The 18,178-nt window shown below is 48.1% G+C and carries 21 protein-coding genes, 3 tRNA genes and 1 rRNA gene; all 25 read left to right on the top strand.

The genetic code is table 11. The features are described 5' to 3' along the window. Window positions 1-45 precede the first annotated feature (45 nt). The 25 genes from rrf to D081_RS11745 all read left to right on the top strand — a co-directional run bounded on the left by rrf (window position 46) and on the right by D081_RS11745 (window position 18,058). Window positions 46-162: ribosomal RNA gene (gene rrf, locus D081_RS11865) — 5S ribosomal RNA — on the top strand. 6 nt (window positions 163-168) lie between these two features. Further along, window positions 169-244 (top strand) — tRNA-His (locus D081_RS11860). 6 nt (window positions 245-250) lie between these two features. Then, window positions 251-326 (top strand) — tRNA-Trp (locus D081_RS11855). A 21-nt stretch (window positions 327-347) separates the two neighbouring features. Continuing rightward, window positions 348-436, top strand: a tRNA-Ser gene (locus D081_RS11850). 172 nt (window positions 437-608) lie between these two features. Further along, a complete protein-coding gene (locus tag D081_RS11845; protein WP_085024374.1) occupies window positions 609-1,988 on the top strand; it encodes an NCS2 family permease in 1,380 nt (459 codons plus the stop codon). A 194-nt stretch (window positions 1,989-2,182) separates the two neighbouring features. After that, entirely contained in the window at window positions 2,183-2,494 is a 312-nt protein-coding gene (rplU, locus tag D081_RS11840) for a 50S ribosomal protein L21 (RefSeq protein ID WP_027396237.1), read from the top strand. A 64-nt stretch (window positions 2,495-2,558) separates the two neighbouring features. After that, window positions 2,559-2,972 (top strand): ribosomal-processing cysteine protease Prp, encoded by a 414-nt coding sequence (locus tag D081_RS11835; RefSeq protein WP_085024375.1) that lies wholly within the window; start codon window positions 2,559-2,561, stop codon window positions 2,970-2,972. A gap of 5 nt (window positions 2,973-2,977) precedes the next feature. Continuing rightward, window positions 2,978-3,271 (top strand): 50S ribosomal protein L27, encoded by a 294-nt coding sequence (gene rpmA, locus D081_RS11830; RefSeq protein ID WP_085024373.1) that lies wholly within the window; start codon window positions 2,978-2,980, stop codon window positions 3,269-3,271. A 149-nt stretch (window positions 3,272-3,420) separates the two neighbouring features. Next, on the top strand, window positions 3,421-4,710 hold the full coding sequence (obgE, locus tag D081_RS11825) for a GTPase ObgE (RefSeq protein WP_085024372.1): 1,290 nt from the start codon (window positions 3,421-3,423) through the stop codon (window positions 4,708-4,710). 14 nt (window positions 4,711-4,724) lie between these two features. Beyond that, on the top strand, window positions 4,725-5,030 hold the full coding sequence (gene yhbY, locus D081_RS11820; protein ID WP_027396234.1) for a ribosome assembly RNA-binding protein YhbY: 306 nt from the start codon (window positions 4,725-4,727) through the stop codon (window positions 5,028-5,030). Between the two features lie 49 nt (window positions 5,031-5,079). Further along, entirely contained in the window at window positions 5,080-6,204 is a 1,125-nt protein-coding gene (gene proB, locus D081_RS11815) for a glutamate 5-kinase (RefSeq protein WP_085024371.1), read from the top strand. A 33-nt stretch (window positions 6,205-6,237) separates the two neighbouring features. After that, window positions 6,238-7,491: a glutamate-5-semialdehyde dehydrogenase gene (locus D081_RS11810; protein WP_304528580.1), complete on the top strand. Its 1,254-nt coding sequence runs from the start codon at window positions 6,238-6,240 to the stop codon at window positions 7,489-7,491. Window positions 7,492-7,646: 155 nt separating this feature from the next. Continuing rightward, the gene (nadD, locus tag D081_RS11805) at window positions 7,647-8,264 is read left to right on the top strand and encodes a nicotinate-nucleotide adenylyltransferase (protein WP_085024369.1); all 618 of its coding nucleotides are present in this window, start codon (window positions 7,647-7,649) and stop codon (window positions 8,262-8,264) included. A gap of 63 nt (window positions 8,265-8,327) precedes the next feature. Continuing rightward, window positions 8,328-8,906, top strand: coding sequence for a bis(5'-nucleosyl)-tetraphosphatase (symmetrical) YqeK (yqeK, locus tag D081_RS11800; RefSeq protein ID WP_085024368.1), 579 nt, complete (start codon window positions 8,328-8,330; stop codon window positions 8,904-8,906). A gap of 3 nt (window positions 8,907-8,909) precedes the next feature. Continuing rightward, the gene (locus D081_RS11795) at window positions 8,910-9,920 is read left to right on the top strand and encodes an LCP family protein (protein ID WP_085024367.1); all 1,011 of its coding nucleotides are present in this window, start codon (window positions 8,910-8,912) and stop codon (window positions 9,918-9,920) included. A 21-nt stretch (window positions 9,921-9,941) separates the two neighbouring features. Beyond that, window positions 9,942-10,292: a ribosome silencing factor gene (rsfS, locus tag D081_RS11790; RefSeq protein WP_085024366.1), complete on the top strand. Its 351-nt coding sequence runs from the start codon at window positions 9,942-9,944 to the stop codon at window positions 10,290-10,292. Between the two features lies 1 nt (window position 10,293). After that, window positions 10,294-11,166 carry a S1 RNA-binding domain-containing protein gene (locus D081_RS11785; RefSeq protein WP_085024365.1) on the top strand — a complete coding sequence of 291 codons (873 nt, stop codon included), beginning with the start codon at window positions 10,294-10,296 and terminating at the stop codon, window positions 11,164-11,166. Window positions 11,167-11,323: 157 nt separating this feature from the next. Continuing rightward, a complete protein-coding gene (locus tag D081_RS11780) occupies window positions 11,324-12,253 on the top strand; it encodes a chemotaxis protein (protein ID WP_085024364.1) in 930 nt (309 codons plus the stop codon). A 303-nt stretch (window positions 12,254-12,556) separates the two neighbouring features. Then, window positions 12,557-13,123 (top strand): energy coupling factor transporter S component ThiW, encoded by a 567-nt coding sequence (gene thiW / locus D081_RS11775; protein ID WP_085024363.1) that lies wholly within the window; start codon window positions 12,557-12,559, stop codon window positions 13,121-13,123. Then, complete coding sequence (gene thiM, locus D081_RS11770) at window positions 13,071-13,901, top strand: hydroxyethylthiazole kinase (RefSeq protein ID WP_085024362.1); 831 nt, start codon at window positions 13,071-13,073, stop codon at window positions 13,899-13,901. The genes thiW and thiM overlap by 53 nt, the downstream gene beginning before the upstream one ends. 268 nt (window positions 13,902-14,169) lie before the next feature. Continuing rightward, entirely contained in the window at window positions 14,170-14,610 is a 441-nt protein-coding gene (gene rplM / locus D081_RS11765) for a 50S ribosomal protein L13 (RefSeq protein WP_027396225.1), read from the top strand. Window positions 14,611-14,634: 24 nt separating this feature from the next. After that, window positions 14,635-15,027 carry a 30S ribosomal protein S9 gene (gene rpsI / locus D081_RS11760; RefSeq protein WP_027396224.1) on the top strand — a complete coding sequence of 131 codons (393 nt, stop codon included), beginning with the start codon at window positions 14,635-14,637 and terminating at the stop codon, window positions 15,025-15,027. Window positions 15,028-15,178: 151 nt separating this feature from the next. Next, the gene (locus D081_RS13070) at window positions 15,179-16,372 is read left to right on the top strand and encodes a CobW family GTP-binding protein (protein ID WP_085024361.1); all 1,194 of its coding nucleotides are present in this window, start codon (window positions 15,179-15,181) and stop codon (window positions 16,370-16,372) included. Between the two features lie 26 nt (window positions 16,373-16,398). Then, window positions 16,399-17,364 (top strand): GTP-binding protein, encoded by a 966-nt coding sequence (locus D081_RS11750; protein ID WP_085024360.1) that lies wholly within the window; start codon window positions 16,399-16,401, stop codon window positions 17,362-17,364. Between the two features lie 13 nt (window positions 17,365-17,377). Then, window positions 17,378-18,058: a hypothetical protein gene (locus D081_RS11745; protein ID WP_085024359.1), complete on the top strand. Its 681-nt coding sequence runs from the start codon at window positions 17,378-17,380 to the stop codon at window positions 18,056-18,058. Window positions 18,059-18,178 lie beyond the last annotated feature (120 nt).

Here is an 18,178-nt window from a genome sequence, read left to right as displayed (position 1 = left end):
TTAGTCTTGAAAGTACATATAAAATTGTATTTTCTGAATTGTATATCCGGTGACGTTAGCTATGTGGTCCCACCTGTTCCCATTCCGAACACAGTAGTTAAGCACATAAACGCCGAAAGTACTTGGCTGGAGACGGCCTGGGAGGATAGGAAGTTGCCGGTTTACATGGCGGTCGTGGTGAAGTGGTTAACACACTGGATTGTGGCTCCAGCATGCGTGGGTTCGATCCCCACCGATCGCCCCATATTACAGGGGTATAGCTCAATTGGTAGAGCAACGGTCTCCAAAACCGTAGGTTGTGAGTTCGATTCTTACTGCCCCTGCCATTTTTGTTCTTAATATGATTTGGAGCAGTACTCAAGAGGCTGAAGAGGACGGTTTGCTAAATCGTTAGGGTCGCAAGGCTGCGGAGGTTCGAATCCTCTCTGCTCCGCCATTGAAATAATGAACTTTTAGAGCAATCTAAGAGTTCTTTTTTTTTATGTTTTCTTCCTTAATATAATTGCACTCAGAAAAATGCAAAAATAATCATGTGACATATAGCTTTTTAGGTATGCCTTAGGGTATAATATATATGTTTTTTTTATATTAATTTAGGAGGATTAGAAATGAGTGAAACTCTCGAGAAGCTGTTTCATCTGAAGGAGCATGGTACCACAGTCCGCACTGAGCTGGTTGCTGGTCTTACCACCTTCATGACAATGGCTTACATCTTAGCAGTTAACCCTGGTATTCTTTCCACTACCGGTATGGATGCCGGAGCCGTGTTTGTGGCAACAGCACTTGGTTCTGCTATCGGTACTATCTTTATGGCATTGTTTGCCAACTATCCTTTTGCACTGGCTCCTGGTATGGGTCTGAATGCTTTCTTTGCTTTTACTGTATGCGGTGCCATGGGTTATTCCTGGCAGGTTGCTTTGGCAGCAGTATTCATTGAAGGTATTATTTTCCTTGTATTATCCCTTACCAAGGTCAGAGAGGCGATTTTCAACTGCGTGCCTACATCTCTTAAGATGGGTGTTACCGCTGGTATCGGCCTCTTTATCGCCTTCATCGGTATGCAGAGTGCAAAGCTGGTAGTTGATAGTGCTACTCTGGTTACTATTTATCCTTTCAAGTCTTCTTTGGCTGATGGCTCCTTCTACAGCACTGGTATGGGTGCCGTATTGGCTTTGGTTGGTATTCTGATTATTGCAGTACTCATTCACAAGAAGGTTCCGGGAGATATCCTTTGGGGTATTCTCTTCACCTGGATTCTTGGCATGATTTGTGAGGTTACTGGTCTTTATATTCCTAACCCTGAAATGGGAATGTTCTCTACAATTCCTAATTTTTCCAATGGCATCAGCATTCCAAGCCTTGCACCAACCCTTATGCAGGTTGATTTCTCCGGAATCTGGACCTTTAATTTCTTCACTGTTATTTTGGCCTTCATGTTTGTAGACCTTTTCGATACTCTTGGAACTCTCATCGGTGTGGCTTCCAAGGCTGATATGCTGGATGAGCAGGGCCGCCTTCCTAATATCAAGGGTGCGCTCCTTGCAGATTCCCTGGCAACCTCTATCGGTGCTGTGCTGGGAACTTCCACTGTATCCACCTATGTGGAAAGCTCCGCTGGTGTAAGTGCCGGCGGCCGTACTGGTCTCACTGCCTGGACTGTGGCTGCGCTCTTTATTCTCAGCCTGTTCCTGGCACCACTGTTCCTGACCATTCCGGCATTTGCCACTGCTCCTGCCCTGATTGTGGTAGGCTTCCTCATGGTAAGCTCCCTTACCAAGATCGACTTTACTGATCTGACTGAGGCATTCCCGGCTTACATTGCTACCGTAACCATGGTATTTATGTACTCCATCTCCGAGGGTATTGCTATGGGCTTTATCTCTTACGTAGTAATCAATGTGCTTTCCGGTGAATTCACCAAGAAGTCCATTAGCCCGGTTATGTATATTCTGGCAATTATCTTTGTTTTGAAGTATATTTTCGTATAATTTAACTATAAAATAGCATGGAAATTTTAAGGATTTTCATGCTATTTTTCTGTTGACGAAGTATTGTATTTATGATAGTATATTTAAACGTAAGCGCAATAGGTATGCGCTTTCCCAAACCGCACAGTGAGGTTCATGTAAACAGCTTAGGCTGTACCGTAATTGGCGAGTAAATTATAGGGAGGTGTAAATGAATGTACGCAATTATCAAGACTGGTGGCAAGCAGTATAAGGTTGCTGAAGGCGATGTTATCACTGTTGAGAAGATTGAGGCTGCTGAGGGCGAGGCTGTTACCTTTGATCAGGTTCTGACTGTTGTAAAGGATAACGAGGTTGTTGTAGGCAAGCCAGTTGTTGAAGGTGCGAAGGTTACTGCTAAGGTAGAAGCTCAGGGCAAGGACAAGAAGATCCTGGTATTCAAGTACAAGGCTAAGTCCAACTACCGCAAGCGTCAGGGCCATCGTCAGCCATTCACCAAGGTTGTTATCGAGAAGATCGAGGCTTAATCGTAAGCAATGACTTTTAGTTCTGTTGGTCGTTGTATGGTATTTATTGTTGTTGGTATTTCCTATGAGACGTGACAGACAGCAGGTAAATGGTGGCATCGACATCACCATTTATCGTAATAAAGAGGGAAGAATTTTTGGCTACACAGTGGCTGGCCATCATGGTCAGCGGGGTAGCAGCATAGTATGTGCCGGTGTTTCGGTGTTGGCACAGACTACGCTAAAGGGCTTGGGTGAGCACCTCATGCGGCTTCATAATCTTTCTGAGAGCGATCCGGAGAGGTTATCTACTTATATAAAGTATAAGGTTGCGCCAGGTGACTTACAGGTAAGGCTTACAACTGACCTCGATGATATAACTGATGCACTATTAGAGACAATGCTTATTGGACTTTATGACATCTATGATGAACGAATCCGAGAGAATGATCTCGACGGGGTGCACATTTTTGAGATTCAACAAGATCAGGAGGTGTAATGTTAATGTTCACTTTTGATTTACAGCTTTTCGCACATAAGAAAGGTGTGTCCAGCACCCGTAATGGCCGTGACTCCGAGGCAAAGCGCCTTGGTGTTAAGGAGCAGGCTGGCACTGTAGTTACCGCAGGCAGCATTTTGGTTCGTCAGCGTGGAACTCATTTCCATCCTGGTACCAACGTTGGTATTGGTAAAGACGATACTCTGTTCGCTAAGATTGATGGCCGTGTAGCTTTCGAGCGCAAGGGTCGTTATAACCGTCAGGTTAGCGTTTATGCAGTTGAAGAAGCTGCTATGTAATTAGTAGAAAATACCTGCGTCTTTACATAGGCGCAGGTATCTTTTATTATTTGATGCAATAAATTGAGTAATGTATAAAAAGCTGGCATTGGGACACAATACCAGCTTTTTATACATCACTTTGGGTCACTTTATATGAGGAGAGGCTTATGCAGTTTATAGACAGAACTACAATTAAGGTTTGTGCCGGCAACGGCGGTAACGGCAAGTCTGCCTTCCGCCGTGAGAAGTTCGTTGCCAAGGGCGGTCCGTCCGGTGGCGATGGCGGCCGTGGCGCAGATGTTGTCTTTGTTGTTGATAATAATATGAATACCCTGCTGGATTTTCGCTATCACAGAAAATTCCAGGGCAAGAACGGTGAAAACGGTGATATCAAGAACCAGTATGGCCATAATGCACCTCCATGTATTGTAAAGGTGCCACAGGGTACTCTGGTAAAGGATGCTGATACCGGCGAGATTTTGGCTGATTTGACTGAAATCGGCCAGGAGGCAGTTATTGCCAAGGGTGGCCGCGGTGGTCGCGGCAACGCCAAGTTTGCCAACAGTGCCAACCGTGCCCCTACATTTGCTGAGTTAGGGGAGCCGGGCGAGAGCCGCAACCTTATTTTGGAGCTGAAGCTGCTGGCTGATGTTGGCCTGGTGGGCTATCCAAGTGTAGGCAAGTCCAGCCTGGTGGCAGCTGTATCCGCTGCCCGTCCGGAAATTGCGGAGTATCACTTTACTACAATTACCCCGGTTCTGGGCGTAGTAAGCGTGGGTGATATTGATGATGAGCGGACCTTCGTTATGGCTGATATTCCTGGCCTTATTGACGGTGCTTCCGAGGGCGTAGGCCTTGGTCACGACTTCCTGCGTCATGTGGAGCGTACCAAGGTTATCGTTCATATCGTGGATGCCTCCGGCGTGGAAGGCCGTGATCCTGTAGAGGATTATTACAAGATTAATAAAGAGCTGAAGATTTACAGCGAGAAAATTGCCCGCCGTCCACAGATTTTGGCAGCCAATAAGATGGATTTGCCGGGTGCCCAGGAGAACTATGAGCGCCTTAAGGAGCTGGCGGAGAAGGAAGGCATTGAAATCTTCCCTATTTCTGCGGCAACCCATCAGGGCACCAAGGAGCTTATCCAGCGGGTGGCCCAGGTTCTGGACGAGTATGTGGAGGAGCCTGATACTGAAGAGGGCGTCAAGGTTTATGACGCCAAGGAAGAGGATCCGGACAAGGTTACCATTACCCGTAATGATGCCGGTGACTTTATTGTAAGCAGCAAATCCCTTAATAAGCTGGTAGCCATGACCAACTTCGGCAACGATGAGGCCATCAGACGCTTCCAGTATATCTGGCGCATCAAGGGCATTGACAAGAAGCTCATTGAGCGTGGTATCAAGGAAGGCAATACAGTACGAATCGGCGAAATGGAATTCGAGTATCGGGATTAAGGAGTATATTATATATGATAAAAAATACATTGACTGGGAAGCAGAAGCGTTTTCTGCGCTCCATGGGCATGACCATGGACCCGGTGGTTATGATTGGCAAGGAAGGGGTAAGCCCTACCGTGGTTCAGTCAGCGGCCGAGGCCATCAAGAAGCGTGAGCTGGTAAAGGTTCGCGTGCTGCAGAACTGCATGGATGACCCGGAGTCAGCCATTACCATGCTGGCAGAGCGGACCAATTCTGATTTGGTGCAGATTATTGGTCATAACGGTCTTTTGTTCAAGCGTAATTTTGACTCACCAAAGATTGAACTGCCAAAATAATCATTAAACGGAAAACAGAGCTTTTATAGTTGTAAGTGAGGTTTGATTTATGGGAACTCGTGAGCATATAAAGAGCGCCAGCCGTATTGTCGTGAAGGTGGGGACCAGTACCCTGCTGTACGATAACGGCAAGCTGAATCTGTATAGAATTGAGCAGCTGGTCCGTGAGCTGGCGGATTTGTCCAGCCAGGGCAAGGATGTCATTCTGGTATCCTCCGGAGCCATTGGAGCCGGTGTGGTCCGCATGGGGCTGAAGCAGCGTCCCAGCGGGGTAAAGGAAAAACAGGCCTTGGCGGCAGTAGGCCAGGGTATGCTCATGCACATCTATGACAAGCTCTTTGCTGAGTATGGCCAGGTGGCGGGGCAGGTTCTCCTGACCCGTGACAATTATGTTCAGCACAAGCAGTACAACAATTCCCGCAATACCCTGCTTACCATGCTGAAAATGGGCGTAGTGCCTATTATCAACGAAAACGATGCGGTAGCGGTAGATGAAGTGAAAATCGGGGACAATGACAATCTTTCCGCCATGGTGGCAGCCCTGGTGGATGCGGATCTGCTCATAATCCTGTCGGATATTGATGGGGTGTATACCAGCAATCCGGCCAAGGACCCCAATGCTACCCTTATTCATGAAATCGCAGAAATCACCCCCCAGATAGAGCAGATAGCCGGGGGAGCCGGGACCTCCATGGGCACCGGCGGTATGTCCACCAAGATAGAGGCAGCCAAGATTGCCACGGCTTCCGGGGTGACCATGTGCATAGCCTCCGGCTCTGAAAAGGGCATAATCCGCAGAATTATTGACGGTGAGCAGGTGGGAACCGTATTTCCACCGAAGGAGGCCCATCTGAAGGCCCGCAAGAGCTGGCTGGCCTTTGGCAAGCGCATCAGCGGGGATCTGGTGGTGGATGCCGGCTGCGTAACAGCCCTGAAAAATGGTTCCAGCCTTTTGGCAGCAGGGATTAAGCATTCCGAGGGCGAATATACCATGGGGGATACGGTGCGGGTACTGACTGAGGATTATCAGGAGATTGCCCGGGGCGTTATCAATTTTGACAAGGATGAGCTGGAAAAAATCAAGGGCCTGAAAACCGGGGAGTTCAAGAAGCTTATTCCGGACACAGAGCACGATGAGGTCATTCACCGTGACAACATGGTTTTGATGATTTAAGTTTTACCACCAATAGGCGGGGAGGTAATGGCATTGAATTTGCAGGAAATAATGGTTAGCAAGGCAAAGGCGGCCGTGAAGGCAGCCGATGCTATGACTCTGGTTTCGACGGATACGAAGAACAAGGCACTGTTGGCTATGGCTGATATGCTGGAGAAGCATGAGGATGTTATTATTGAAGCCAACAAGAAGGATATGGTTCTGGCAGAGGAAAAGGGCGTAAGGAAATCATATCTGGACAGACTGCTTCTTACCCATGGCCGCATTGCGGGCATGGCAGACGGTCTGCGTCAGGCTGCGGCCCTGCCGGATCCTGTGGGTGAGGGAGATTATTCCACTGTTCGCCCTAACGGCCTTGAAATCCGCCGGGTACGGGTTCCCCTCGGTGTAGTGGGGATGATTTATGAGGCCCGTCCAAATGTAACCTCCGATGCCGCCGGACTTTGCCTGAAATCCGGCAATGCCGTTATTCTCCGTGGCGGTTCCGAGGCTATCAATTCCAATATTGCCATTATTGAGCTTTTGCAGAAGGCAGCCTATGGTGCCGGGATTCCGGAGGGAGCCATTCAGTTCGTGGATGTGGTTGAGCGTGAGGCAGTAAATATCATGCTGAAGCTCAATAAGTATCTGGATGTCATAATCCCAAGAGGCGGCGCCGGCCTTATCAAGACAGTGGTGGAGAACAGTACGGTTCCGGTTATTGAAACCGGCACCGGAGTGTGTCATACTTATGTGGACAAGAGTGCTGATCTGGACATGGCACTGCGGATTGCGGTCAATGCCAAAACCAGCCGTCCTTCTGTATGCAACGCCATGGAGACCCTGCTGGTACACAAGGATATCGCAGGAGAATTCCTGCCTATGGTGGCCAAGGCCATGAAGGAAAAGAACACTGAGCTTAGGGGCTGCAAGGCTTCTATGGCCATTGTTCCAGAAATGGTACCAGCCACGGAGGAGGATTGGAGCACTGAATATGGCGATCTGATTCTGTCCGTCAAGGTGGTGGCGGATGTGGATGAGGCCATTGCCCACATCAACAAGTACAACACAGGTCATTCTGAGACCATTGTTACTGAGAATTTGACCAATTCCCGCCTGTTCCAGAGACGGGTAAATGCTTCCTCTGTATATGTCAATGCTTCTACCCGCTTCACTGACGGCTGTGAATTCGGGTTCGGAGCTGAAATCGGCATCAGCACCCAGAAGCTTCATGCCCGTGGTCCAATGGGGCTGGTGGCTCTTACCAGCACCAAGTATCTTATTAATGGAGATGGACAAATCCGTTGATTAAATTGATACGAGGTTATTTAAAAACAATAGGACAGTATTACGATACAGAAAAGGGCAGGCATGATATATTGGATTATGCCCGGGGAATTGCTATAATAATTTTTGTTTGTATCGTGGCGGTTTTTCTGTTAAGTTTATTATAGGAGCGTATTATGGGCAGTAAGAAAAAACGCGTGGGCATCATGGGAGGCACATTTGATCCTATTCATGTAGGTCATCTTATGACAGCCGAAGCAGTACGTGATGAGTATAATCTTGATAGGGTTATTTTTATTCCGGCTGCCATGCCACCGCATAAACAGCAGCAGAATGTTACCATGGCCAAGCACAGATATGTAATGACAGTGCTGGCAACCTGCTCAAATCCTAATTTTGAGGTATCTGATATAGAGATGAACCGGCCAGGTCCTTCCTATACCATTGATACCATTTCCCAGCTCATAACCCAGTATGGCAAAAATACGGAGTTTTATTTTATCACCGGTGCGGATACCATTCAGGAGATTCACACCTGGGACCGTATTGATGAGCTGCTGACCCTGTGCCACTTCATTGGGGCTTCCCGTCAGGGCTGTCTGCCGGACGTAAACCAGATTAAGGAGTCCTTTGGGGAGCTGGGAAAGCGGAAGATTCACCGGCTGGAAACACCGGAGCTGGAAATATCCTCTACGGATATCCGCAATCGCATTAAAAAAGGCTATTCCATCAAATATATTGTGCCATCCTGTGTGGAGCAGTACATTTATAAGGAAGGCCTCTATAAAGATTAAAGACCATAAAATGGGGATATCGTCTTACGGTGTCCTCTTTGTGGTATGAACAGGTATAGACAGATGACTTATGAAGAAATGAAGGAAAAGCTGGAGTCCAGGCTTAAGCCCACCAGATTTGTCCATTCCGTGGGAGTGGCTGAGTCGGCGGTGTATCTGGCCCAGCGCTTCGGAGTAGATGTGGAGAAGGCGAGAATTGCCGGCCTGCTCCATGACTGTGCCCGTCAGTACCCCAATGAGCAGCTGCTTCAGGAGGCGGACAAGCGCCATATAGTGTATGGCGAGGTGGAAAAATCCATGCCGCTTTTGGTACATGGCTATGTGGGGGCACAGCTTGTCAGTGAGGAATATGGGGTTCAGGATGAGGAAATAGCCCAGGCCATATACCGTCACACGGTGGGCGGGGCTGATATGACCGACTTGGACAAGATTATTTATTTTGCTGATATGATTGAACCGTCCCGAAATTATCCGGCGGTAGAACAGCTCAGAGAGCTTTCCCGGACTGCGGGCCTTGACGAAATGGTTTTGGCAGGGCTTACCCGGTCCATTGAGTTTGTTCTCCAGAAGGGGCATCTGATTCACCCGGATACGGTGATTGCCCGTAATGAACTGTTGTTAAAGGTCCGTGAGAAAAAATAAGCTATGAAAAAGAAGCCTTATAGTGAAACCAGGGAAAGAATTAAACATAAGCAGGCTGAACGGCGCCGGAAAAGAAATCTCAAAATCACGAGAATATTTTTCGCCATTTTTTTGTGTACGGTTTTACTGGTAGGTGTTGGCTGGGGCTCCATGCAGCTGTATCAGTGGGGCAACCAACGTCTGTCGGTGTACATGGGCATATATGACGACTACAAGCAGCGGCGGGAGCTGCGGGCTGCCAGCTTTGATCCGCGTTTTGACGGCTATACCAATATCCTGCTTTTGGGTCTGGACCCGGGCAAGGAGGATGCTGGACAGTCAGCGGACTCCGTTATTTTTCTGAGCTTCAAGCATGATACCGGCCAGCTGCGGTTTATGACCATTCCCCGTTATACCATGGTGAATATTCAGGGCCGCAATGCTCCTGAACCATTGAACAACGCCTATTATTATGGCGGCATACCCCTTATGGAGCAGACAGTGTCCAAAAATTTTGGGGTGACCATTCACCATTATGTGGCCATTGACACGGAGGCTTTGGCGGAAATTGTGGACGCCATTGGCGGTATTGATATTTATGTAGATAATAATCTGGATTATGATGACCCTGAGGGTGAGCTGTATATCCATATTCCAAAGGGAGCACAGCACATGGAAGGGGATATGGCCCAGAAGTATCTCCGTTTTGCCAGTGATGATCTGGGGGCATACGGCCGCGGCATGCGTCAGCAAAAATTCCTCAAGGCCTTTTTCAACAAGATGATGGAGCCTGACAGCCTGTCCAAGCTGCCGGCCATTGTGGAAATTTGCGACAAGCGGGTGAAGTCCAGTATTGAGGCCTTTGATTCCGGACATTTTGCCAGCCTGCTGACCAATATGCAGGGAACCAAGCCTTTGGTGACTATTTTGCCTGGAGAATTGCAGCATGATGGAAGCTGGATATACAATCCGGCCAAAACCACTGAATTAATAGATGAACTCTTTCCATTGGAACAACCAGAGAAAGATAATTAACCAACACAAGGAGGAATTGATTTGTACAAAACTTCGTTAGAATTAGCCAATGCTATTGCAAAGGCCGCAGATGACAAGAAGGCCCGTGATGTGGTGCTGATGAACATGACCGAGCTGAGCCCGGCCACTGATTACTTTGTAGTATGTTCAGCCAACAGCACTACCCAGGTAAAGGCTATTTCTGATAATATTGAAGAACAGCTCCAGGAGGCAGGCCATACCATGCTGCACCGTGAGGGCTATCGGGAGGCTGAATGGGTTCTCCTGGATTATGGTGATTGCGTAGCTCACATTTTCCTGCAGGAAAGCCGTGAGTATTATTCTCTGGAAAGCCTTTGGGGCGATGCAGAGCTGACAGTTTATGAGGAATAATATGGAACGGGAAAAACCACGGAAGAAATACGGACCTAGTACGGTTGTTACCCTTAAGGCCGTCCGTGAATCAGAAATGGGCGTGTTTCTGGATGCGGAAACCGGCAATACCAATGATGATATCCTCCTTCACAAGACCCAGCAGACTGCCGAGGTCAAGGTGGGGGATGAGGTAAAGGTATTCCTGTATCTGGACCCTAAGCGACGTCTCACCGCCAGTATGCGGGTGCCGAAGATGCGGGAGGGGCAGATTGCCCGATTGAAGGTAATTAACGTGTCCAAGGACGGTGCCTTTTTGGATGTGGGTGCTGAGCGCGGCATCTTTATGCCCTTTGCCGGCATGCGGGGCAACCTCCAGGTTGGTGAGGTGGTATGGGCCAAGCTCTACACCGATAAATCAGGCCGTCTGGCGGTTACCATGAAGGTGGAGGACGAAATCCGCCGGGCTTCTGTAAAGGCAGACAGAAGCGTCCACAAGGGACAGGAAATTACCGGTTCCATATACAATATTACCGACAGCGGCATCTTTATGCTGACCAAGGAGCGTTATATTGCGTTTATTTCCCATCAGGAGGCACCTTACCGCCCACGGGTAGGTGAGGAAATTACCGCCAGGGTAATTTATATCCGTCAGGATGGCCGTCTGAATGCTTCCCTTAGGGAGGCCAAGGAGAAGGCAATGAATTCCGATTCTGACAAGCTGTTGATGTTTCTTCAGAATCACGACGGAAAAATGCCATACTCCGATGAGAGCTCGCCGGAGCTTATCAAGGGGAAATTTAACATAAGCAAGGCTGCCTTTAAGCGGGCTTTGGGACATCTGATGAAGGATGGCCTTGTGGAAGAGCGGGATGGATGGACTTTTTTGAAATAAAAAAGTTTTTCTATTCTTTAGCAGGAATTAATTCATAAATAACGAATAATACAGTATATAGTAAGTCTGTGTATTTATAGCTTATTTCTTAGGCATTGAAAGTGATTGTTTTTCGCAGGCATTCTGTGAAAAAAAGAGATATTATGGGGGCGATTGAATGGCAACTGAAGAAAAGAAGGGTATTCTTTTAGAGACTGGTACTAATGAGTTTGAGATTGTTGAGTTTAATATTGGTGAAGTAAACTATGGTATTAACGTAGCAAAGGTCCGCGAGGTTATTACCCGTACCCCTGTTACTGAAATGCCTCAGGCCCATCCTTATGTAGATGGTCTGTTTACCCTGCGCGGTAAGGCTATACCATTGGTAAACCTCCCAAGATGCCTCAATGTTCAGACTCCGGAGGAGCCAAAGAACATAATTGTTACCGAAATTAACAATTATAACATCGGCTTTTTGGTAGACAGCGTGTCCCGTATTCATCGTATTTCCTGGAAGAATATGGAACCATCTCCAGAAGTTGGCGATCAGTCCCGGGTAGTTGGTATCATCAAGATGGAGGGAAAGATTATCCTGCTCCTGGACTTTGAGACCATTATTGCTGAGATTAATCCTGAGATTAACCAGAAGCTGACTACCTTTGAGGATGCAAGCGTTGATGTTAAGGCACGGAGAAACAATGTACACGTTGTATGTGCAGAGGATTCCCCACTGCTGCGTGAGCTGCTGGTATCCACTCTCCATGAGTCCGGCTACAGATATGTTCGTGACTTCAACAATGGTGCCGACGCCTGGAAGTATCTCTCCGAGGGTATCGACAAGGATGCTCCAATAGAGGATCAGGTTCGTGTTATCATCTCCGATATTGAGATGCCACAGATGGATGGTCATCGCCTGCTGAAGCTGGTGCGTGAGGATCAGCGCTATGCCAACATTCCGTTCATCCTGTTCTCCTCCCTCATTAGTGAGGAAATGCGCCGCAAGGGCGAGCAGCTGGGTGCCAACGGACAGATCAGCAAGCCTGAGATTAATCAGCTCATTGGTCTTATTGATGAGCTCATCTTCAAGATTAAGAAGACAGAAGAATAAGATTTTAAGGACTCCCGCTTTTTGCGGGAGTTTTTTATTTTTGTGTTGACAAAATTCCTTTATAATCCTAAACTGAAGGTGTCGTTATTGGTGGCGAATCGTAGGGGAGCGCCTTCGGTTCATGTAACAGACAGATGTATAGCGAGGGAGCCTGTGTTTCAGGTTGAGAGGAAGCTAGTGAGCTTCGACCGACTGCCTCGGCAGAATTTAGCTGTATGCCTGTCTATTTGCGTCCAAAAATATTCACTTCACTGGCTGCGGCTGAGTTCCCGGGGAATTTAGCTAAAGGAGTGAAGTTTTTTTATGTCAAATCACCAGAAAATCCTGAGAATGGTCTTTATGGCCATGATGATCGGTATCGGAGTTGTTATTTCTCCCATACTGCGAATTGAGGGCATGTGCCCTATGGCGCATCTTATCAACATAGTGTGTGCTGTGCTGCTGGGGCCTTTGGAAGCCTTTGCCTGTGCCTTTATCATTGGCATTATCAGAATGGTAGTCATGGGCATTCCGCCGCTGGCCCTAACTGGTGCGATTTTTGGTGCCACCCTGTCAGGTCTGTTATATCGAATGTCCAAGGGAAAGCTCATTGGGGCCGTCATTGGAGAAGTCATCGGTACGGGCATCATTGGTGCCATTGTATCCTATCCGGTGATGACCTTCCTGGTGGGACGCACCGGTCTCACCTGGATGTTCTACGTGCCATCCTTCATTATGGGCACGCTCATAGGCGGGTCTATTGCCTTTGTATTCCTGACTGCCCTTAAACGAAACAACACCTTAACGGAAATTCAAAAGAAGCTGGGGGCCAGAACTTATGATGAACCACAAATTTGCCACGGAGTTACTGAAGGTCAGACAGACCATTAAGGAGTCCAGACCACTCATTCACTGCATAACCAACCCCATATCCATAAATGACTGTGCCAATATGGTTTTGGCGGCAGGCAGCCGTCCTATCATGGCGGAGCACCCGGAGGAAGTGGCGGAAATCACTGCCATAGCCCAGACACTGTGCCTGAATCTAGGTTCCATCACCAGGGACCGTTTGGCGGCCATGGAAATATCTGCAGCCACTGCCAAGGAGCATAATATTTCCATGGTGGTGGATCTGGTGGGGGCGGCCTGCAGCAGCTTGCGGGAAAAATTTCTGGCGGATTTTATTCCCAAGTATGGTCCGGCAGTTATCAAGGGCAATATCACTGAAATTTTAAACACCTGCGGCATAGACTGCCACAGCTCCGGCGTGGAAGCCAACAGTGAGCAGCTGATAACCAGGGAAAATGCGGCAGAAATGGCGGAGCTGCTGGGGAAATGGGCCAAGGCACATGAAACGGTCCTGCTGGTCAGCGGCCCAAGGGATTTCATTACCGATGGTGAAGAAAGCTACCTTTTATCCAATGGCGTTCCCATGCTGGGGAATATCACCGGCACCGGCTGTATGCTCAATGCACTGACAGCCTCCTATCTGCCGGCGGGCAGCCCCCTAAAGGCGGCCCTTCTGGCTGCCCTTGTACTGGGGATAGCCGGGGAGAAGGCCGCGGGGAAAAGCCAGGGGCCGGGCACCTTCCATGTGAACCTCTTTGACGAGGTATTTAATTTGCTGGATGGGGACATAATAGCCAGGGCGAAAATCGCAAAACTTTAAAAAAGTAGTTGAAATGTGCTCCCATTTTAGTGTATTATATTCGGGCATAAGCTATTTTATTCACAAAAACCTGTGGATAACGACGCAGGCGTTTTCTGCAACATCTTATCGTGTTGGCAAGAAAATGCTTGACTTCCTATGGCAAATTGATTAAAATAGTTCAAGTGAGGCTTTGTAGAGCCGCTTCCATTAGCCCCGGAGGCCGACTACACTTCACAACCCAAATTTAAAAATAATAATATTAAACTTAATGGGAGGGATATATCGCATGAAGACAACGTTTATGGCAAATGCTCAGAACGTAGAGCGTAAATGGTATGTTGTAGACGCTGAAGGTCAGACTGTAGGTAGATTAGCTGCTGAAGTTGCAAAAGTTCTTCGCGGTAAACATAAACCAACCTTCACCCCACATGTAGATTGTGGTGATTTCGTTATCGTAATCAATGCAGAGAAGGTTGTATTCACTGGTAAGAAATTAACTGATAAGATTTATTTCCGTCATTCCGGTTACACTGGTGGAACTACTTTCACTCCAGCTGGTCAGATGATGGAGAAGTTCCCAACCCGCGTTGTTGAGAAGGCCATCCGTGGCATGCTTCCACACAACCGTCTTGGTGAGCAGATGTATAGAAAGCTGAATGTATACGCTGGTTCCGAGCATCCTCATGCTGCACAGCAGCCAGAAGAGCTCAAGCTGAACATTCGCTAATACTTGGAAGGAGGAACATTTAAAATGGCATTAGCTAGCTACTACGGCACAGGCCGCAGAAAGTCTTCCATTGCAAGAGTTCGTCTTGTTCCAGGTGAAGGCAAGGTGACCATCAACGGTCGCGCAATGGATGAGTATTTTGGTCTCAAGACTCTTGAGCTGATCGTAAGACAGCCACTGGAGCTGACTGAGACTGTTGATAAGTATGATGTAATCGCTGATGTAAAGGGCGGCGGTGCTTCCGGTCAGGCAGGCGCTATCCGTCACGGCATCACCCGTGCACTCATGGTTCTCGATGGCGATCTTCGTCCAGCACTGAAGAAGGCTGGTTTCGTAACTCGTGACCCTAGAGAGAAAGAGCGTCGTAAGTACGGTCTCAAGAAGGCCCGTAAGGCGTCCCAGTTCTCCAAGAGATAATTTCATATTATCGATTATTACCCTGCAGAGAAATCTGCAGGGTTTTCTTTTGACAAAAATTCTCATTGGGGTATAATTATTTGAGGGTGTGTTTGGGGGTTGAGCAAATACATCCTTTAGTATTTAGGCAATGTAAATGGAGGTTATAGCTATGACTAAAATTAATATATTCTCCGGCTTTTTGGGAGCCGGTAAGACTACCTTGATTCAGAAGCTTATTAATGAAGGCTTTAATGACAAAATCTGCCTCATTGAGAATGAGTTTGGCGAGATTGCCATTGATGGCGGCTTTATGAAGGATGCCGGGGTAGAGGTAAAGGAAATCAATTCCGGCTGTATCTGCTGCTCCTTGGTAGGTGACTTTGAGGAGTCCTTAAAGCAGGTAATGGAAACCTATAATCCTGACCGTATTATCATTGAGCCATCCGGCGTAGGCAAGCTGTCCGATGTGAAGGTGGCCGTTTCCAAGGTCTGCAATGATGATGTGGTTATTGAGGGCAGCATTGCCGTGGTTCATGCCAAGAAGTGCAAGATGTATGCCCGCAACTACGGCGAGTTCTTCATTGACCAGATTGCCCATGCTGACTGCATCGTACTGAGCCGCAGCCAGGATGTAAACGAGAAGAAGCTTCAGGAAACCATTGGCATCATCCGTGAGCATAATCCAAAGGCTCCTATTGTTACTACCCCATGGGATAACATTTCCGGCCAGCAGATTCTGGATGCCCTCCATCACAGCGAGCTCTTGAATGTTGATGAAGTAGCCGAGGAGCATCATCATCACCACCACGACCATGATCATGACCATGAACATCATCATCATGACCATGAGTGTGATGACCCTGAGTGCGGCTGCCACGACCACGATCATGACCATGACCATGACCATGACCATCATCACCATCACCATGATGAGCATGACCATGAGCACCATCATCACGGGCATCATCATGACCACGACCATGAGCATCATCATGACCACGATCATGACCATGACCACGAGTGCCACGATCCGAACTGCGGCTGTCACGACCACGACCATGAGCACCATCATCACCATGCAGATGATGTCTTTGGCAGCTGGGGTCAGGAAACCACCAGGAAGTTCACTGCCGACGAGCTCAAGGACATTATGGCCGAGCTGGTTAATGCCGACGAATATGGCGTTATTCTCCGGGCCAAGGGCATTGTTATGTCCGCCAATGAGGGTGAGTGGCTTCACTTCAACTATGTACCGGGTGAGAGCAGCGTAGTAACCGGTGCGGCAGACTACACCGGCCGTTTCTGCGTTATTGGCAGCAAGCTGCAGGAAAGCAGCCTGAAGGAGCTTTTCCTGGGAGAATAATCACTGGATAACTGGGAGATATATACATGAGTAAAGAAAAACCAAATGTTCCTGTGTATTACTTCATGGGTCTGCTGGAAAGCGGCAAGACCAGCGTAATCAAGGACTTTTTGCAGAATAATCAATTTGCCAAGGCTGAGTGTAACCTCATTATTTTAGGTGAGGAGGGCGAGGAGGAAATCGAGGAGGAGCTTCTGGAGCAGAGCCATTCCAAGATTATTACCGTAGAGGACGTGGAGGAGCTTTCCACCGAGTTCTATCAGGACCTCCAGAAAAAGTACAACCCTTCCAGCGTGCTTATTGAGGCCAATGGCATGTGGAATGCCGGGGATTTTATGAACATCCCGTTGCCTGAGGAATGGTTTGATTTCCAGAATATCGGCATGGTTAATGCGGAAACCTTTGAGGTTTATCAGAAGAACATGAAGGACCGCTTTGTGGACCTGTTCCGTTACTGCGAGCTGATTATTTTCAACCGCTGTGACCATGAAACCCGCCAGCAGGATATCCGCCGCAATGTCCGGGTGGTAAACCGCCGGGCCCAGGTTATCTTTGAGTCTGATCTGGAGGACTTTGTGGAGGAGGAGCCGGAGCTGCCATTCTCCATTGACAAGGATGAAATTACCCTGGATCTGGATGACTACGGTGCCTGGTTCGTGGATATGCAGGACCACCCTGACCACTACGACAAGAAGCGGATTATCTTTGACGGCTATCTCTGCTCTGCCCAGAAGGATGGTGTCATCCATTATGGCGTAGGCCGTGTAGGCATGGCCTGCTGTGCCGATGACATGATGTTTTTGGGGATTTCCGGCACCGGTGCACCATTTAAGCAGCTGAATCACAGAAAGAACGAGCGCAAGTGGGGCAAGGTAACCGGCGTGGTTCATGTGAAGTACGACAGCAGCGGTGATGTGGAGAACCTCAAGATGAAGGTGGAGGCCTTCACCGAGGAAAAGAAGCCGGAAGACACCATCGTATACTTTAATTAATTGAGGTTTTATTATGAAGCCGGAAATTTTGGAAAAGATACAGCAGGAAACAGCGGACTGGGCTTACCTTGATGAGCTGCCGGCGGAGATGTACGGACTTGCCCTCAGCAAACGCTATAAAGAGGTGGGGGACACCTTTGAGCTGTTTTCCTATACCAATGAGGCAAAGCATTTGGCCCTGGTGACGTACTATCATCAGGAAACCAAGGAATACAAGCTGAAAATCCGCCGGGGACTTACGGAGTTTTGCCTGATGGAGTTTATAACCGCTTCCTTTGGGGAGTACGAGCAGCACCTCAGAAAAAATCTGGAATCGGCAGTACACGACCTGGCAATATACAACCCCGATGCCATAAGCTATGTGACCAAGGCCATGAAAATTCCGGAATGGGATTACAAGGGTATTCTGCCGGAGGAGCTGGAGGGCTATAAGCTCTTCATAAACCCCACCCAGATGGTGCGGGTGCTCAATGGCTCCTACATAGTTTTTGACTACTCGGATTTTGAAATTGAGAGCAATTTTATCATCTATTACAATGAGTTCCGCAGCGAATTCTTTGGTGAGGCCCGTATCAGAAACATTCCGGAAATGAATTACACCTTTGATTCCAAAAGTCTGTTGGAACTGGAGGACAAGCTGAAGGCCCACCTGGTGGACAGGCTCCGCGAGGTCCGTCAGCGTGCTTCCCAATAAAGTACCTTATACGAATAAAGCGAATCCTGAGAGGCAATTTTCTCCCTCGGGGTTCGTTTTTGTTTTGGGAAAAGCAGGATAACAATTATTCTTTGTCGAACTACATCAGTAATAAGTATG

The organism is Anaerovibrio sp. JC8 (assembly GCF_002100115.1).
Lineage (GTDB): Bacteria > Bacillota > Negativicutes > Selenomonadales > Selenomonadaceae > Anaerovibrio.
This window is presented reverse-complemented; position numbering and strand designations above follow the sequence as displayed.

Coding starts and splice junctions, on each gene's coding strand:
- rplU (WP_027396237.1), top strand. CDS start 2,183: ATGTACGCAATTATCAAGACTGGTGGCAAGCAGTATAAGGTTGCTGAA.
- rplM (WP_027396225.1), top strand. CDS start 14,170: ATGAAGACAACGTTTATGGCAAATGCTCAGAACGTAGAGCGTAAATGG.
- D081_RS11785 (WP_085024365.1), top strand. CDS start 10,294: ATGGAACGGGAAAAACCACGGAAGAAATACGGACCTAGTACGGTTGTT.
- thiM (WP_085024362.1), top strand. CDS start 13,071: ATGATGAACCACAAATTTGCCACGGAGTTACTGAAGGTCAGACAGACC.
- D081_RS11845 (WP_085024374.1), top strand. CDS start 609: ATGAGTGAAACTCTCGAGAAGCTGTTTCATCTGAAGGAGCATGGTACC.
- D081_RS11795 (WP_085024367.1), top strand. CDS start 8,910: ATGAAAAAGAAGCCTTATAGTGAAACCAGGGAAAGAATTAAACATAAG.
- D081_RS11750 (WP_085024360.1), top strand. CDS start 16,399: ATGAGTAAAGAAAAACCAAATGTTCCTGTGTATTACTTCATGGGTCTG.
- thiW (WP_085024363.1), top strand. CDS start 12,557: ATGTCAAATCACCAGAAAATCCTGAGAATGGTCTTTATGGCCATGATG.
- rpmA (WP_085024373.1), top strand. CDS start 2,978: ATGTTCACTTTTGATTTACAGCTTTTCGCACATAAGAAAGGTGTGTCC.
- D081_RS13070 (WP_085024361.1), top strand. CDS start 15,179: ATGACTAAAATTAATATATTCTCCGGCTTTTTGGGAGCCGGTAAGACT.
- D081_RS11780 (WP_085024364.1), top strand. CDS start 11,324: ATGGCAACTGAAGAAAAGAAGGGTATTCTTTTAGAGACTGGTACTAAT.
- proB (WP_085024371.1), top strand. CDS start 5,080: ATGGGAACTCGTGAGCATATAAAGAGCGCCAGCCGTATTGTCGTGAAG.
- D081_RS11835 (WP_085024375.1), top strand. CDS start 2,559: ATGAGACGTGACAGACAGCAGGTAAATGGTGGCATCGACATCACCATT.
- yqeK (WP_085024368.1), top strand. CDS start 8,328: ATGACTTATGAAGAAATGAAGGAAAAGCTGGAGTCCAGGCTTAAGCCC.
- nadD (WP_085024369.1), top strand. CDS start 7,647: ATGGGCAGTAAGAAAAAACGCGTGGGCATCATGGGAGGCACATTTGAT.
- obgE (WP_085024372.1), top strand. CDS start 3,421: ATGCAGTTTATAGACAGAACTACAATTAAGGTTTGTGCCGGCAACGGC.
- rpsI (WP_027396224.1), top strand. CDS start 14,635: ATGGCATTAGCTAGCTACTACGGCACAGGCCGCAGAAAGTCTTCCATT.
- D081_RS11745 (WP_085024359.1), top strand. CDS start 17,378: ATGAAGCCGGAAATTTTGGAAAAGATACAGCAGGAAACAGCGGACTGG.
- yhbY (WP_027396234.1), top strand. CDS start 4,725: ATGATAAAAAATACATTGACTGGGAAGCAGAAGCGTTTTCTGCGCTCC.